General features: G+C 68.3%; 13 protein-coding genes. 7 read left to right on the forward strand and 6 right to left on the reverse strand.

The window, feature by feature from the left end; genetic code table 11:
- The 3 genes from VHB27_RS21090 to VHB27_RS21100 form a co-directional block, all read left to right on the forward strand.
- On the forward strand, positions 1-876 hold an 876-nt coding region (locus VHB27_RS21090), incomplete at its 5' end, for a polyprenyl synthetase family protein (RefSeq protein WP_325604268.1).
- A 126-nt stretch (positions 877-1,002) separates the two neighbouring features.
- The gene (rnr, locus tag VHB27_RS21095; RefSeq protein ID WP_325604270.1) at positions 1,003-3,078 is read left to right on the forward strand and encodes a ribonuclease R; all 2,076 of its coding nucleotides are present in this window, start codon (positions 1,003-1,005) and stop codon (positions 3,076-3,078) included.
- An 8-nt stretch (positions 3,079-3,086) separates the two neighbouring features.
- The gene (locus VHB27_RS21100) at positions 3,087-4,604 is read left to right on the forward strand and encodes a S41 family peptidase (RefSeq protein WP_325604272.1); all 1,518 of its coding nucleotides are present in this window, start codon (positions 3,087-3,089) and stop codon (positions 4,602-4,604) included.
- A 25-nt stretch (positions 4,605-4,629) separates the two neighbouring features.
- On the opposite strand, the gene VHB27_RS21105 is transcribed toward VHB27_RS21100, so the two are convergent.
- The 3 genes from VHB27_RS21105 to VHB27_RS21115 all read right to left on the reverse strand — a co-directional run bounded on the left by VHB27_RS21105 (position 4,630) and on the right by VHB27_RS21115 (position 7,387).
- Complete coding sequence (locus VHB27_RS21105) at positions 4,630-5,973, reverse strand: ABC1 kinase family protein (RefSeq protein WP_325604274.1); 1,344 nt, start codon at positions 5,971-5,973, stop codon at positions 4,630-4,632.
- A 74-nt stretch (positions 5,974-6,047) separates the two neighbouring features.
- Positions 6,048-6,998: an NAD(P)-dependent oxidoreductase gene (locus VHB27_RS21110; RefSeq protein ID WP_325604276.1), complete on the reverse strand. Its 951-nt coding sequence runs from the start codon at positions 6,996-6,998 to the stop codon at positions 6,048-6,050.
- 62 nt (positions 6,999-7,060) lie between these two features.
- Entirely contained in the window at positions 7,061-7,387 is a 327-nt protein-coding gene (locus VHB27_RS21115) for a carboxymuconolactone decarboxylase family protein (protein WP_325604278.1), read from the reverse strand.
- 109 nt (positions 7,388-7,496) lie between these two features.
- Here VHB27_RS21115 and VHB27_RS21120 point away from each other — a divergent pair, with 109 nt between their 5' ends.
- Complete coding sequence (locus VHB27_RS21120; RefSeq protein WP_325604280.1) at positions 7,497-8,231, forward strand: SDR family NAD(P)-dependent oxidoreductase; 735 nt, start codon at positions 7,497-7,499, stop codon at positions 8,229-8,231.
- On the opposite strand, the gene VHB27_RS21125 is transcribed toward VHB27_RS21120, so the two are convergent.
- The 3 genes from VHB27_RS21125 to VHB27_RS21135 form a co-directional block, all read right to left on the reverse strand.
- Complete coding sequence (locus tag VHB27_RS21125) at positions 8,221-8,658, reverse strand: PIN domain-containing protein (RefSeq protein ID WP_325604282.1); 438 nt, start codon at positions 8,656-8,658, stop codon at positions 8,221-8,223. The two genes, VHB27_RS21120 and VHB27_RS21125, sit on opposite strands and share 11 nt — an antisense overlap.
- 4 nt (positions 8,659-8,662) lie before the next feature.
- Positions 8,663-8,995 carry a type II toxin-antitoxin system Phd/YefM family antitoxin gene (locus VHB27_RS21130; protein WP_325604284.1) on the reverse strand — a complete coding sequence of 111 codons (333 nt, stop codon included), beginning with the start codon at positions 8,993-8,995 and terminating at the stop codon, positions 8,663-8,665.
- Between the two features lie 63 nt (positions 8,996-9,058).
- Positions 9,059-9,877 carry an SDR family NAD(P)-dependent oxidoreductase gene (locus VHB27_RS21135; protein ID WP_325604286.1) on the reverse strand — a complete coding sequence of 273 codons (819 nt, stop codon included), beginning with the start codon at positions 9,875-9,877 and terminating at the stop codon, positions 9,059-9,061.
- A gap of 290 nt (positions 9,878-10,167) precedes the next feature.
- Here VHB27_RS21135 and VHB27_RS21140 point away from each other — a divergent pair, with 290 nt between their 5' ends.
- The 3 genes from VHB27_RS21140 to VHB27_RS21150 form a co-directional block, all read left to right on the forward strand.
- On the forward strand, positions 10,168-11,385 hold the full coding sequence (locus tag VHB27_RS21140) for an FAD-dependent oxidoreductase (RefSeq protein ID WP_325604288.1): 1,218 nt from the start codon (positions 10,168-10,170) through the stop codon (positions 11,383-11,385).
- Between the two features lie 105 nt (positions 11,386-11,490).
- Positions 11,491-12,693: a 3-oxoadipyl-CoA thiolase gene (gene pcaF, locus VHB27_RS21145; protein ID WP_325604290.1), complete on the forward strand. Its 1,203-nt coding sequence runs from the start codon at positions 11,491-11,493 to the stop codon at positions 12,691-12,693.
- A 355-nt stretch (positions 12,694-13,048) separates the two neighbouring features.
- Positions 13,049-14,790: DEAD/DEAH box helicase (locus VHB27_RS21150; RefSeq protein WP_408904031.1), on the forward strand; the 1,742-nt coding region annotated here is incomplete at its 3' end.

The raw sequence follows: 14,790 nt of genomic DNA on the forward strand, positions 1-14,790 counted from the left end.
CAACTGGCGGCGCATATCGTCGCGGCCGGCGGCAAGCGGCTGCGGCCGCTGCTGACCTTGGCGGCCGCGCGGCTCTGCGGCTACGACGGCGCGCGGCATGTCGAACTCGCCGCCTGCGTCGAATTCATCCATACCGCCACGCTGCTGCACGACGACGTCGTGGACGAGAGCCAGTTGCGCCGCGGCCTGGCCTCGGCCAACGCGGTGTTCGGCAACAAGGCCTCGGTCCTGGTCGGCGACTTCCTGTTCGCCCGCGCCTTTCAGCTCATGGTCGATGACGGGTCGCTGAAGGTGCTGGGCATCCTGTCCAAGGCCGCGGCGACGATCGCGGAGGGCGAGGTCCTGCAACTCGTCACCCAGAACGACCTGTCGACGACCGAGGCGCGCTACCTGGAAGTCATCGAGGGCAAGACGGCGGCGCTGTTCGCCGCCGCCTGCCAGGTGGGCGCGGTCGTCGCCGCCCGTCCGGACGCGGAAGAATCGGCCCTGTCGCTCTATGGCATGAACCTCGGCATCGCGTTCCAGCTTGTGGACGACGCGCTCGACTACGCGGCGGACCAGGCGACGCTGGGCAAGACGATCGGCGACGATTTCCGGGAAGGCAAGATCACGCTGCCGGTCCTGGTCACCTTCCAGGCGGGCAGCGAGTCGGAGCGTGCGTTCTGGCGGCGGACCATCGAGTCGCAGCAGCAGACGGATGACGATTTGGTCGAGGCGATGCGGCTGATCGAGCGGCACGACGCGATCAAGGCCACCCTCGACCGGGCCGCCCGGTTCGCGCGGGACGCCAAGGCGGCGCTGGGTATTTTCCCCGACAGCCCGATGCGGCGGGCGCTGGCGGGCGTTGCCGACTATACGGTGCAACGGGCCCGCTGACCCCGGCCGCCATGGCCGGCAGGGCGCCGCCGTGCCAATCTTTCCCCGGCAGTTGAGATCACACCGTTCGTGGCGAAACGCATGCAGCATCGGGGCCGGCGGGCCCCACACCAAGCTCCCGGGGGGATGAACAGGGACGCGCCCCGGCGGGACGAAGCCCGGCGGCGCCGTGCCCGCCTGCCGGAGACGCTGGTCGTCCAGGTCACCGGCACCGATCGCGACGGCGATGCCATCGGCCGCCCCGCGGACTGGAAGCGGGAGGACGGGGTCCCGCCGCTGATCATGGTGCAGCCGGAGAAAGCGGACGCGCCGGCGCTCGCGCCCGGCGAGCGGGTGCTGGCGCATCTGCGCCCCGCCGGGCCCAACCGCTACCACGCCAGGACCATTCGCCGGCTCAGCGAAACCCCCGCACGCGTGCTGGGGGTCTTCCGGCACGGCCGGGCCGGGAACCGCGTCATCCCCACCGATCGGCGGTCCAAGGCCGAATGGCTGGTGCCGGCAGGGCAGGAGGCAGGGGCGGAGGCGAACGAACTGGTGCTCGCCGAACCCATTGCCCAGCGCCACCATCTCGGCCTCAAGCCGGTGCGGGTGATCGAGCGCCTGGGGCCACTGGGCGACGCCCGTTCGATCAGCCTGATCGCGATCCACACGCACGATATCCCGCAGGTCTTCCCCGAGGACGCGCTGCAGGAGGCGAAGCGGGCCCGCGCGACGCGGCTGGGAAACCGCACCGACCTGCGCGGCGTGCCGCTGACGACGATCGACGGTGCCGATGCCCGCGATTTCGACGACGCGGTCTTCGCCGAACCCGACCACCATGGCGGGTTCCGCCTGATCGTCGCCATCGCCGACGTCGCCCATTACGTGAAGCCCGACTCCGCGCTGGACCGCGCGGCGCGGCAGCGCGGCAACAGCGTCTACTTCCCCGACCGCGTCGTGCCGATGCTGCCGGAGGCGCTGTCCAACGGCTGGTGCAGCCTGCGTCCGCACGAGGACCGCGGATGCCTGTTCGTCGAGATGCGGATCGACCGCCACGGCCGCAAGACGTCGCACAGCTTCGGCCGCGGCCTGATGCGCAGTGCCGCGCGCCTGACCTATGAGGAAGTGCAGGCGGCGCACGATGCCGGCAACGACCTGGGCCTGCCGCTGCCGGCGCTCTACGCCGCGTTCCGGGCGCTGCTGGCGGCGCGCCAGGCGCGCGGGACGCTCGACCTGGATCTGCCGGAGCGGCAGATCGTGTTGGACAAACAGGGGCGTGTGGTCAGTGTTGCACCACGGCAACGGCTCGACAGCCACCGGCTGATCGAGGAGTTCATGGTCCTGGCGAATGTTGCGGCGGCCGAAGAACTGGAGCGGCTTCATCGTCCGTGCATGTACCGCGTCCACGCGCCGCCGAGCGATGACAAGCTCGACACACTCCGTGACTTTTTGGCAACGCTTGGGATTTCCCTCAAGCCAGGGAGCCAGATCCATCCGCGGGACCTTGATGACGTGTTACAGAAAGTGGCCGGTTCGCCCGAAGCGATGCTGGTCAACGAGGTCATGTTGCGCAGTCAATCTCAAGCGGCATACAGCCCGGACAATATCGGCCATTTTGGCTTGGCGCTTCCGCGCTACGCGCATTTCACCAGTCCCATCCGGCGCTATGCCGACCTTCTGGTCCACCGCTCGCTGATCAAGGGACTGCGCCTGGGCCGCGACGGGCTGGCGGATATCCAGGCGGCCGAATTCCCGGCGATTGCCGAGGCCATCACGGAAACCGAGCGGCGGGCGCAGGTGGCGGAACGCGACTCGACGGACCGGTATCTCGCGGCCTTCATGGCGACCCGGGTCGGCGCGCAGTTCGACGCCCGGATCTCCGGCGTCACGCGCCACGGGCTGTTCGTGACGCTGACCGAGACGGGTGCCAGCGGCATGGTGCCGTTCGCGAGCCTGCCTGACGATTACTGGGAGCATGACGATCGCGCGCAAACCCTGACGGGCCGGCGCAGCCGCATCGTCTATCGGCTTGGGCAGGCCGTGGAGGCCAGGCTGAGCGAGGCCAACCCGATCACCGGCGGCCTGCAGTTCCACATCGTGCCGGAACCGCGGCGTACGGAGCCCCATGGTCCCAAGGGCCATCGCCGTCGCCCGAAAGGGGATCGCGACAAAGGCGAGGGTCCAAACAGAGACGGCCTGGGAAAGCGGCCCCGACATCGGTGAGCTTGACCATGCGCCGTGTCGGACTCCTGCTGCTCGTTTTCCTGATCGGCCAAGCACAGGCGGAAACGACCGCTTATGGCGGGCTGGACCTCAATCGCCTGACATCCGTCTATACGGAAGCGCTGGGCTTCATCGCGCCGCGCATCCTCGATCCGGTGCCGGTCTCCCGGCTGACGATCTGGGGCTTGCGCGGAATGACCTCGCTGGACCCGGCGCTGCAGGTCGAGACCGCCGATTCCCGCGTGCGCCTGACGCGGCGTGGCCAGACGATCGCCGATCGTTCGACGCCGAACGGCGAAGCCGCCGGCCCGTGGGTGAAGATGGCCGTCGAGCTGACGGCGGCCGGCTACCAGGTGTCCGCGCCGCTGCGCCGGGCGGGGACGCAAGGGTTGATCCAATGTTTCTTCGATGAAATGTTCAGCCATATCGACATCTACTCGCGCTACGTGCCGCCGGCCGAGGCGGGGGCCGACCGGGCGAACCGTGCCGGACGTGCGGGCCTGGGCCTGACCGTCGCGCCGCGCGGCGCCTTGACCGAGATCCGTTCCGTCATCCGCGACAGCCCGGGCGCCATCGCCGGCATCAAGCCCGGCGATATCCTGCTGGCCGTGGACGGGCAGCGCACCACCGACCAGGATCTGCGCACGATCAACGCCCTGCTGGCCGGCGATGACGGTTCCGACGTCACGCTCACGGTCCGCGGCCGGGACGGGCGCACCCGCAAATACCCCATGGTGCGCGCCATGGTACCGCCGGAGACGGTGTTCGCGCGGCGGATGGACGACGTGCTGGTGCTGAGGATCACAGGGTTCAGCGAGACCACGGCCTCCCATATCGCCCTGTCGGTGCAGGACGCGATGGCGGAACCGAACCCGGTCAGCGGGATCGTCCTTGACCTGCGCGACAACCGGGGCGGATTGCTGCGCCAGGCGGTGACGGCGGCGGATGAATTCCTGCCGGGGGGATTGATCGCGGTCACCCAGGGACGGGACCCGGACGCCGACCATATCTGGCGATCGGTGCCGGGTGAGTTGGCGGAGGACGTCCCCCTGGTCATCCTGGTCGATGGCCACACCGCCAGCGCGGCGGAGATCCTTGCGGCGGCCTTGTCCGATCGGGGCAGGGCGGTGGTGGTCGGCAGCGCGACCGTCGGCAAGGGCCTGGTGCAGACGATCGACCCCATGCCGGACGGCGGCGAACTGTTCGTCACCTGGAGCCGCGTGATCGCGCCCCTGGGCTGGCCGATCCAGGGCATCGGGGTCTTGCCGCAGGTCTGCACCAGCCTGGGCGACGAGGCGCTCAATCGCGAACTGGCCGCACTCTCGACCGGGTTCCAGCCGATGGCGGAAGCCATCCGCCGCAACCGCGCCGCCAGGGTGCCGGTATCGGCGTCGGAGGAACTGGAGATCCGGGCGCCGTGCCCCGCCGCCGCGGCCCGCGCCGCGGACCTGTACGCGGCCAGGGCCCTGGTGGCGAACCCGGCGGCTTATGCCGCGGCGCTGCTGCCGCCGATGCCGGACCAGTGATCCGGCCGCGACGGGAACGGACGCGCTACTTCGCCAGCGGCACGCCGGCCTCGGCCAGCGCGGTGGCCTGCCTGTCGACGAGCGACTCCTCCGTGAAGTCCGCGATCAGGTCGTGGAACATCCGGCTCCAGTTCAGCTCCGCGCCCAGCCGCAGGAACACCCCGCCCAGGCCGATCGCCGAACGGTCCATCAACACGAACTCCCGTGGCGGCATCACGCCGCCGGTGCGCTTCAAGCCGGCATGGACCTTCTCGGCCACTTCGCGGCCGAAGGTGACGTCGTTGGTTTCCTGGATGCGGCGGACGCGGTCCTCCACCAGCGGTTCGTAGAGGAACCGGGCCCAGAGGTTCAGCACCTCCATCTTCTCGCGCGTCAGGTTGGTGAAGCCCCAGGTCTCATAGGCATGGTGGGCCTTCTCGTCGTCATGGTCCCGCACCGCCTCGAACAAGGCGATCACGCCGCTGACGAAGCGTGCCTGGAACACGCGGATCACGCCGAAGTCCAGCAGGTTCACCGACCCGTCCGGCCGCACCTGGTAGTTGCCCATGTGCGGGTCGCCGTGGATCACGCCATAGCGGTAGAACGGCACGTACCAGGCCTGGAACAGCGCCTCGGCGATGCGGTTGCGCTCCTCCTGCGGCGGCTCTTCCGCCAGGCGCTCCATCAGCGGCCGGCCATCGAGCCAGGTCATCGTCAGCAGCCGCTTGGTGCAATAGCCTTGGATGGGCCGGGGGATATGCACCGCCGGACGGTCGTGCAGCATCAACTGATACAGCCGCATCTGCGCCGCCTCGCGCTCGTAATCCAGTTCCTCGCGCAGGCGTTCGGTCAGTTCCTTGTAGATCTCGTCCTGGTGGATCGCGTTGTCCATGCGGGCATAGACGGCCATCGCCAGCTTCAACTGGCGCAGGTCGGCTTCCACCGTGCTGGGCATGTCGGGGTATTGCAGCTTGCACGCGGCCTCGGTCCCGTCATGCAGGCGGGCGCGATGCACCTGGCCCAGGCTGGCCGCGGCGGCGGCGGTCTGGCTGAAGGACGCGAACTTCGACTGCCAGTCGGGTCCAAGCTCGCTGCTCATCCGCCGGCGGACGAAGTTCCAGCCCATCGCCGGGGCGTTCGACTGCAACTGCGCCAATTCCGCCGCGTATTCGGCGGGCAGCGCGTCCGGCACGCTGGAGAGGAACTGCGCCACCTTCATCAGCGGGCCCTTCAGCCCGCCCAGGATCGTCTTCAGGTCCTCGGCGTGCGCTGCCCGGTCGGTCTTGATGCCCAGCATCCGCTCTCCGGCCACGCGCGCCGCGATGCCGCCCACGGCGCCGGAGGTCCGAGCGAAACGGCGAAGCTCGCCAAAGAGGTTGCTACCAGACATGGGCGAGCCACGCGATCAAGGACATGGCGTTCAATATTTGGCGCCATGCCCCGATTGCAACCTCATCGAGACGATCAGCCGTTCTTGGCCTTGTTATCCAAGGCTTCCGCGACGCGCTGCGGGTCGACCGCGACCTCGACCCCGGCGCGTTCGGTCTGCAGCACCATGATCGAGCGCGAGTCGCGGTTGGCCCAACCCCGGTTCAGCCCTTCGGCTAGGTCCGCCAGCGCCAGGTTGGCCAGCCGCATCGGCACGTTCAGCTCGCGCCCGAGCGCGGTGGCGAGCGAAACGTCCTTGTGCGCCAGGCGCAGCGCGAAGGCCGGCGGTTCGTATTTGTTCGGCAGGAACTGGTCGGTCAGCGAGTCGAAGGCGCCGCGCCGGCCGATCGCGCCCTGGCGGACGGCTTCCCAGATCGCCAGCGGCTCGATCCCCGCCTTGACGCCCATGCTGAACACCTCGGCCGCCGCGGCGGTGGCGATGTAGCCGTAGCAATTGTGCACCAGCTTCGCGACGGAGCCGGCGCCGATCGGGCCGATATAGCGCGCCTGGTCGCCGATGGCGTCGAGCACCGGCTTCCATGTGTCGAACACGTCCTGGTCGCCGCCGCACCAGATCGCCAGCTTGCCGGTGGCCGCGCCCTTCGGCCCACCGCTGACCGGGGCGTCGAACAGATAGGCCCCCTTCGCGGCGAAGGCGTCATGCGCCTTGCGTACCGTGGTCGGCGAGTTGGTGGTCAGGTCGAAATACGCCGCGTCCTTCCGGATCGTCGAAAGCAGGCCGGTTTCGGCATAGCAGACCGCCTCGAACTCCGGCGGGCCGGGCAGCGAGGTGAAGATGACGTCCGCTTCGGCCGCCAGCGCCGCCGGGCTGTCGACCCATTTCGCCCCGTTGCGTAGATGCGACGCGGCGGCTGCCTTGTTGATGTCGTGGACCAGGACGGTATGGCCGTCCTTCTGGACGCCCTTCTGTAGATTGGCGGCCATGCTCGCACCCATGGTGCCGAGGCCGATAAAGCCCGCTTTCATATTCGTTCAGCCTTGTCTGGAGAGGGGTCCGCCCGTCGGCCGGGCGGACGGGGCAGGGTGCTTTACGGATTCGCTTCGAAGACTTCGCGGGCGATGTTCGCCGCCGACATCGACGCCGGCCAGCCGGCATAGAACGCGACATGCGTGATCATTTCCGAGATCTCGGTCTTGGTCAGGCCGTTGTCGAGCGCGCGCTGCAGATGGCCCTTGAGCTGTTCCGGACGATAGGTCGCAGTCAGCACCGCGCAGACGATCAGGCTGCGATCGCGCTTCGACAGTTCGGGCCGTTCCCAGACGTCGCCGAACAGGACTTTCTCGGTCAGCTCGATCATCTTGGGGACGGTTTCGCGCACGCGGTCGCGGGACGCCGACGATGGTACCTGGGCCATGATTTCCTCCTTGCTTGGATCGTGGCATTGCACACCAAGAGGGGTTGTCTGTCCAATTGGGGTCCGTCCAATCGGCGTGTGTCCAATTGGATGCCTGGGAGGAATGGTCATGAAAGCGGCAATCGTTACCGGAAGCGCGCTGAATATCGGCCGCGCGATCGCCTTGCACCTGGCGCGGGAGGGATTCGCCATCCTCGTCACCGCCCGCCAGGCCGAACACGACGCGCGCGAAACCGCTCGGCTGGTCGAGGAAGCGGGCGGCAAGGCCGTGGTCCACATGGCCGACATCACCGATCCGGCGCAGGCGAGGGGGCTTGTCGACGCCGCCGTCTCGGCCTTCGGGCGGCTGGACGTGCTGGTGAACAACGCCTCGGTCCGGCGTCAGACAAAATTCACCGACATGACGCCGGAAGAATGGCGCGAGATCATGAGCGCCACGCTGGATGGTGCGTTCTACTGCGCCCATGCCGCCGCGCCGCGGATCGCCGAAGCGGGCGGCGGGTCGATCGTGAACCTTGGCGGTATGTCGGCCCATGTGGGGGCGGTCGGACGGGTCCACGCCGTGACGGCAAAGGCCGGGATGGTTGGCCTGACACGCGCCCTGGCAAAGGAATTGGCGGCCGACAATATCACCGTCAATACAGTCGTCCCTGGATCGATCGAGACGATCCGCGGCGCGGCCGCCGGCGGCAACCATGGCCGGTCCGCCTTGCCCGACAGCCTGTTCGGCCGGCGCGGCCACCCGGACGAGATCGCCGCGATGGTGCGGTTCCTGTGCTCCCCTGAGGCGCGCTACGTCACCGGCCAGACCATCCACGTCAACGGCGGCGCCTTCATGCCATGAGCCAGGGATTCAGCAGGCGGATGCCGGCACGTTCGAAGTCCTCGGTGTTGCGGGTGACGACGCCGAGGCCGGCTTCCAGCGCCGTGGCGGCGAGCAGGGCGTCGGGCTGCTGGTAGGTGTAGCCGGTCTTCTGGCCTTCCCACACCAGCCAGCGCCAGCGGATCAGGACGCGCTCGCTGACATCCAGGACGCGGTCCCCGAACCATGCGATGACCCCGTCCCGCAGCCACGCTTCGAGTTCGGCGCGAAAGCCCGGGTCAGGCGCGCGTTCGATGCCGAAGCGGATTTCCGCCAGGCTGACGCGGCTGAGATAGCAGGCGACGCGCGGCACCCGGTCCGCCCATTGCCAGACGGCGCGGTTGCAGCGCGGACCCTTGCGCAGTTCCGAGACCACGTTGGTGTCGATCAGCCAGCCGCGCGGCGTCATCGGGTCAGGCTGAGAAATCGACCGGATCGCGCGTCGCCGGCCGTTCGCGGACCAGCGCGTCGTCGAAATCGTCCAGCCGCGCGAACGGGCCGTCGGCGAACAGGCTGGCCAGGCTTTCGCTGGCGGCCGAAGGGGCGAGGCGCGCATAATCCGCCGCCGCCAGGACGACGACAGCAGCGCGGCCGCGGACGGTGACGTGCTGAGGCACGCCGGATTCGGCTAGACGGACCACTTCGCTGAACCTCGCTTTGGCATCTTCCAGCTTCCATGACGCCGTCCCCTGCGCAGGGTCGGCATCCCGGGGGCGCTGCTCCTGATGGGATGATGACGGGGACACGTTAAGAAACCCTTTCTGACTAGACTGGTCAGATAAAGATTCCTGCCCCAAAACACAAATCAATTATGGCATGGCTGCCGTGCTGCCGCCGTCGACGACGATCTCGGTCGCGGTGATGAAGCGTGCTTCGTCCGACGCCAGGAACAGGACGGCGTGCGCGACGTCCCAGGCGTCGCCCATATGGCCCATCGGCACCGCGGCGTGGCGGGCGTCGATCAGCTTCTGGGCATCGTTGCCGCCGACCGTCCGTGCCAGGCGGTATTCGACCAGCGGCGTGTGCATCAGGCCGGGGACGACCGTGTTCACCCGGATGCCTTTCTTCGCGTAGGTCCCCGCCACCGACTTCGACAACTGGATCACCCCCGCCTTCGACGCGGCATAGCCGACATGGGACCGCCCGCTCAGGAAGTCGTTGCGCATCCCCGCCACGGACGCCAGGTTGACGATCGCGCCCTTGCCCTGCTCGACCATCACCGGCAGGACGTATTTGCAGCCCAGGAAGGCGGTCTTCAGGTTGAAGTCGATCTGCCGGTCCCAGACGTCCTCGGTCATGCTGACCGGGTCGCCGGGGGCCGAACCGCCGACGTTGTTGACCAGCACGTCGATCCGCTTGAACCGGTCGACGCAGGCCTGGACCATTTCCCGCACGTCGCTCGCGTCCATCATGTCGCAGTGATGGGCGACGGCGGTGCCGCCTTCGGATTCGATGATCGCCTTCGTCTCGGCCACCGCCTCGTCGTTCACGTCGACCAGGAACAGCTTCGCCCCCTGGCGTGCGAGCAGCACGGCCGTTGCCTTCCCGTTGCCCCAGATCTTGCTGCCGGTCGGTCCCACCGACCCGGCGCCGGTGACGATGGCGACCTTGTCCGTCATGCTCAACATGGCCAGTTCCTCCTGCCAGTTCCTTTTGGGGGTCGGTCTACTGAGCTTTCGCGCCAGCGCCAAGCGGACCAAGGGGCTGTCGTTTCCAAGCCAAACCGGATGGCCAGGAATTAACCGTCTTGGGCGCGCCGCGGACCTTGACGCGCCGATGCCGTATTCTCCGAAACTTCAAGCCATGACCTGAAGGCTTCACGTTACAGTTGAACCGATCGGATCATGGCCAGTTGATTCGTGTTCCGCCTCCGCGACCTTATTCTCGATCTTCGCGCCGACCTCTGGAGCGTTGACACGTGCACGATGCGTCTGTCCGGGCCTCTTCCGACCAAGTCGATATCGTCATCGTCGGCGGCGGCCTCTGCGGCAGCCTGGCCGCGGCGGCGTGCGGGCGAGAAGGTTATTCAACTGTTCTGATCGATCGGTTCGAGGTTTATCCCCCGGATTTCCGCGCGGAGCATCTCGACGGGCCCATGGTCGAACAAATGCGGAGACTCGGTTTCCTGTCCGGCCTGACGGATGGGCTGCCGCGCTGCGAGACCGTCTCCGTCGCGCGGCATGGCCGCATGCTGACGACCATGCCCAGCGTGAATTTCGGCTTGCGGTACGAGGACCTCGTGAGCCGCGCCAGGGCGATGGTGCCGTCGTCCGTCAGGCGCGTCACCGGCCGGGCGACCGAGGCCGTGACCGGCCCGTCCACCCAGACCGTGCGGCTGGCGGATGGACGCAGCGTGTCCGGCCGGCTGCTGGTGATCGCGACCGGTCACGGGCAGGCGCTGGCGCGGCAGGCAGGCATCGAGCGGAACATGCTGAGCGCCGGCCACTCTCTCACGTTCGGCTTCGACATCGAGCCGGCGGGCGGAAGCCTGTTCCAGGCCGGGTTCATCGTCTACCAGCGCGAGTCCGTCCGCGATCGGATCGACTACCTGTCGGCCTTCACGCTCGGCCGGACGACGCGGGTGAACCTGTTTACCTATCGGGACTACAAGGACCCCTGGACCCGCGCCTTCATCGACGATCCCACGAACGGCCTGCATGCGGTCCTGCCGCGGCTGGAGAGCGCCATCGGCCCGTACCGTGCCACCGGTCCGGTCAGCGCCCGGCCGATGGACCTGTACGTCGCGCGCGACTACCGCAAGGATGGCGTGGTGCTGATCGGCGACGTGTTCCAGGCGTCGTGCCCCGCGACGGGCATGGGGATCGTACGGCTGCTGACGGATATCGAGCGCCTGGTGACCGCACACCTCCCGGACTGGATGCGAACGCCGGGCATGGGGGCGGCCAAGCTGGCATCCTTTTACGACGATCCGGTCAAGCGGGCCTGCGACGAGAAGGCGCTGCACGATTCCGAGTATCGCCGTGCGGTGTCGACCGAACTCGGCCTGGGTTGGCGACTTCACCGGGCCAGGGTCGCCGTGCAGGAACAGGCGCGGGGGTGGTTTCATCGTCCTGTCGCACCGATCGTCCCGAAGGTTCCGGGCGTGCCGCCGACAGGGTCGCTTGCGCCCGGTTAGTCTGCATCGCGACAATCAGCGACGGACGCCGTGATCGGTTGACCGCCGTCCCGGACGCTCTAAGACATGCCATCAGGAGCAACTCAACCAGAAAAGGGGCGTCCAATGGCCGAAGCCTATATCTGCGACTTCACCCGCACGCCGATCGGCCGTTATGCCGGCGCACTCAAGGATGTCCGGACCGACGACCTGGCCGCCCATCCGATCAAGGCGCTGGCCGAGCGGAACACGGGCATCGACTGGGAAGCGCTCGACGACTGCATCATGGGCTGCGCCAACCAGGCGGGCGAGGACAACCGCAACGTCGCGCGCATGGCGGTGCTGCTGGCGGGGCTGCCGACCTCGGTCTCCGGTTCGACCATCAACCGGCTCTGCGGTTCCGGCCTGGACGCGGTCGGCACGGCGGCGCGGGCCATCCGGGCGGGCGACGCCCAACTGATGCTGGCCGGCGGCGTGGAGAGCATGACCCGCGCCCCCTTCGTCATGGGCAAATCCACCGAGGCGTTCGGCCGGTCGGCCGAAATCTACGACACCACCATCGGCTGGCGCTTCGTCAACAAGCTGATGCAGAAGACCTATGGCACGGACTCGATGCCGGAGACCGGCGAGAACGTGGCCGAGGAATTCCAGATCAGCCGCGCCGACCAGGACAAGTTCGCCTACAACAGCCAGGCGCGCGCGAAAAAGGCCCAGGAGTCCGGCTTCTTCGCCCAGGAGATCACGCCCGTCACCATCAAGGGCCGCAAGGGCGACACCGTCGTCGCGCACGACGAGCATCCGCGTCCCGACACCACGCTGGAGATGCTGGCCAAGCTGAAGACCCCGTTCCGCGACCCCGGCACCGTCACGGCGGGCAACGCATCCGGCGTGAACGACGGCGCTGCGGCGCTGATCATCGCGTCGGAGGAAGGGGCGAAGCGTCATGGCCTGACCCCGCGTGCGCGGGTGGTGGCGATGGCGACCGCCGGCGTGCCGCCGCGGATCATGGGGATCGGCCCCGCGCCGGCGGTGCAGAAGCTGCTCGCCAAGACCGGGCTGTCGATCCACGACGTCGACCTGATCGAGCTGAACGAGGCCTTCGCCAGCCAGGGCATCGCCGTCCTGCGTCAATTGGGCCTGGCCGACGATGCCGAACAGGTGAACCCGCATGGCGGCGCCATCGCGCTGGGGCACCCGCTGGGCATGTCGGGCGCACGCCTGGCGCTGACGGCGGTCAACGCGATGGAGACGCTGGGACGGAAGCGCGCCATCGCCACCATGTGCATCGGCGTCGGCCAGGGGATCGCGGCGCTGATCGAGCGGGTCTGACCGCGCGATCGACGCGAACCCGTTCGGCGCAACCCGTTCGACACCAGCCCGTTCAGGGCGTCGGCGTCGTCCGCGGGCCGTTTTGTGATGGCGGGGCCGAACGGTTCAGCGGCGAAGACGTCCGCGCCGCGGGCCTTTTGCGGAAATCCGCGTTCCGCGGTATCGTGTGTTACCGAGGAAAGGCGCGCTTTTTCAGTGAAGCGGCCTTAGGGGAAGCTTGACTTTTCGGGCCGCAATACCGATACCGCCCGTCACGCAGGCGGGATGCATGGTCCGGCAGCGTGATTCGCGCAGGATGTCGGCGGTGCGGGCGGCGTTTCCGGTGTCTCGCCGTTCGCTGCCATATCTTCCATCCATGCCATCGACTGGACATGATTTGACAGACACAACGACCTCCCCAGGGCTGGCCCCAGGAGCCGATGACGAGACGGTGGCGGCCGCCGCCGAAACCCAGGCTGCGACCCCAGCCGTGGCGCAGGACGCGAACGGGCCGGCGGAGACCGATCCCCAGAATGCCCCGGCGGCGGAAACGCCCGCGGCCGAGACGGCCGCCGTCGCACCTACGGCCGAAACGGCCGCCGTCGCACCCACGGCCGAGACGGCCGCCGTCGCACCCGCGGCCGAGACGGCCGACGTCGCATCCACGGCCGAGACAGCCGCCGTCGCACCTACGGCGGAGACGGCCGCCGCGCCGGACGACGCGGCACCCCAGGGCACGGACGCAAGCGCGGAACCGGCGGACAGCGGGGACGAAGAGCCCGAAGCCGAAGAGACCCCGGCGGAGCTCCAGGCCGAACCCGAACGCGCCGTGTTCAGCGATCTCGGGCTGTCCGAGGAAGTGCTGCGCGCGATCGCGGATATGGGATACCGCCATCCGACGCCGATCCAGGAACAGGCCATCCCCTTCGTGCTGATGGGCCGCGACGTGCTGGGCACGGCGCAGACCGGCACCGGCAAGACCGCCAGCTTCACCCTGCCGCTGCTCGACATCCTCTCCGGCTCGCGCGCCCGCGCCCGGATGCCGCGCAGCCTGATCCTGGAGCCGACGCGCGAACTGGCGCTGCAGGTCGCGGAGAACTTCGTCCAGTACGGCAAATACCTGAAGCTGACCCATGCGCTGATCATCGGCGGCGAAAGCATGTCGGATCAGAAGGAGATCCTGAACCGCGGCGTCGACGTGCTGATCGCGACGCCGGGCCGGCTGTTGGACATGTTCGATCGCGGCTCGATCCTGCTGTCGGACACGCGCGTCCTGGTGATCGACGAAGCCGACCGCATGCTCGACATGGGCTTCATCCCGGATGTCGAACGGATCGTCTCGCTGCTGCCGGCGACGCGGCAGACGCTGTTCTTCTCGGCCACGATGGGGCCGGAAATCCGGCGGCTGGCGGACGCGTTCCTGCGGAACCCCAAGGAAATCGCGGTGTCGCGCGCCGCGTCGGTGGCGACCACGATCACCGAGGGCCTCGTGCTGGTCGCCGAACACGACAAGCGGGAGGCGCTGCGCCGGCTGGTCCGGCAGGAGAACGTGCAGAACGCGCTGATCTTCTGCAATCGCAAGCGCGACGTCGACATCCTGTATAAATCGCTGACCAAGCATCGCTTCGTGGCCGGCGCGCTGCACGGCGACATGGCGCAGACGCTGCGCTTCGCCACGCTGGAACGTTTCAAAGCCAACGAACTGCGCCTGCTGGTGTGCAGCGACGTGGCCGCGCGCGGCATCGATATCGGCGGGCTGTCGCATGTGTTCAACTTCGACGTCCCGATCCACGCCGAGGATTACGTCCACCGCATCGGGCGGACCGGCCGAGCGGGGTTGGAAGGGAAGGCGTTCACGATCGCCTGCCCCGAGGACCGGTTCCATGTCGAGCAGATCGAGAAGCTGATCGGCCATCCGATCCCGCCCGTCGTGGTCGAGGGCCTCGATCCGGTGGACTGGGCGGAGAAGGCGGGACGCCGCCGCCGCTCCGGCAAGGCGGACAAGGAGACGAAGAAGACCGAACCCAAGGAACGCCGCGACCGTTCCCGCACTGACCGCACCGACCGCGCTGACCGCACCGACCGTCCGGACGCCGACGCCGCGCCCGCTCGGCGCCG

This window comes from Rhodopila sp. (assembly GCF_035548235.1).
Classification (GTDB): domain Bacteria; phylum Pseudomonadota; class Alphaproteobacteria; order Acetobacterales; family Acetobacteraceae; genus Rhodopila.

Bases quoted from the DNA above. Each gene is read 5' to 3' on its own strand.
- rnr (WP_325604270.1), top strand. From the start codon at position 1,003: ATGAACAGGGACGCGCCCCGGCGGGACGAAGCCCGGCGGCGCCGTGCC.
- VHB27_RS21100 (WP_325604272.1), top strand. From the start codon at position 3,087: ATGCGCCGTGTCGGACTCCTGCTGCTCGTTTTCCTGATCGGCCAAGCA.
- VHB27_RS21105 (WP_325604274.1), bottom strand. From the start codon at position 5,973: ATGTCTGGTAGCAACCTCTTTGGCGAGCTTCGCCGTTTCGCTCGGACC.
- VHB27_RS21110 (WP_325604276.1), bottom strand. From the start codon at position 6,998: ATGAAAGCGGGCTTTATCGGCCTCGGCACCATGGGTGCGAGCATGGCC.
- VHB27_RS21115 (WP_325604278.1), bottom strand. From the start codon at position 7,387: ATGGCCCAGGTACCATCGTCGGCGTCCCGCGACCGCGTGCGCGAAACC.
- VHB27_RS21120 (WP_325604280.1), top strand. From the start codon at position 7,497: ATGAAAGCGGCAATCGTTACCGGAAGCGCGCTGAATATCGGCCGCGCG.
- VHB27_RS21125 (WP_325604282.1), bottom strand. From the start codon at position 8,658: ATGACGCCGCGCGGCTGGCTGATCGACACCAACGTGGTCTCGGAACTG.
- VHB27_RS21135 (WP_325604286.1), bottom strand. From the start codon at position 9,877: ATGTTGAGCATGACGGACAAGGTCGCCATCGTCACCGGCGCCGGGTCG.
- pcaF (WP_325604290.1), top strand. From the start codon at position 11,491: ATGGCCGAAGCCTATATCTGCGACTTCACCCGCACGCCGATCGGCCGT.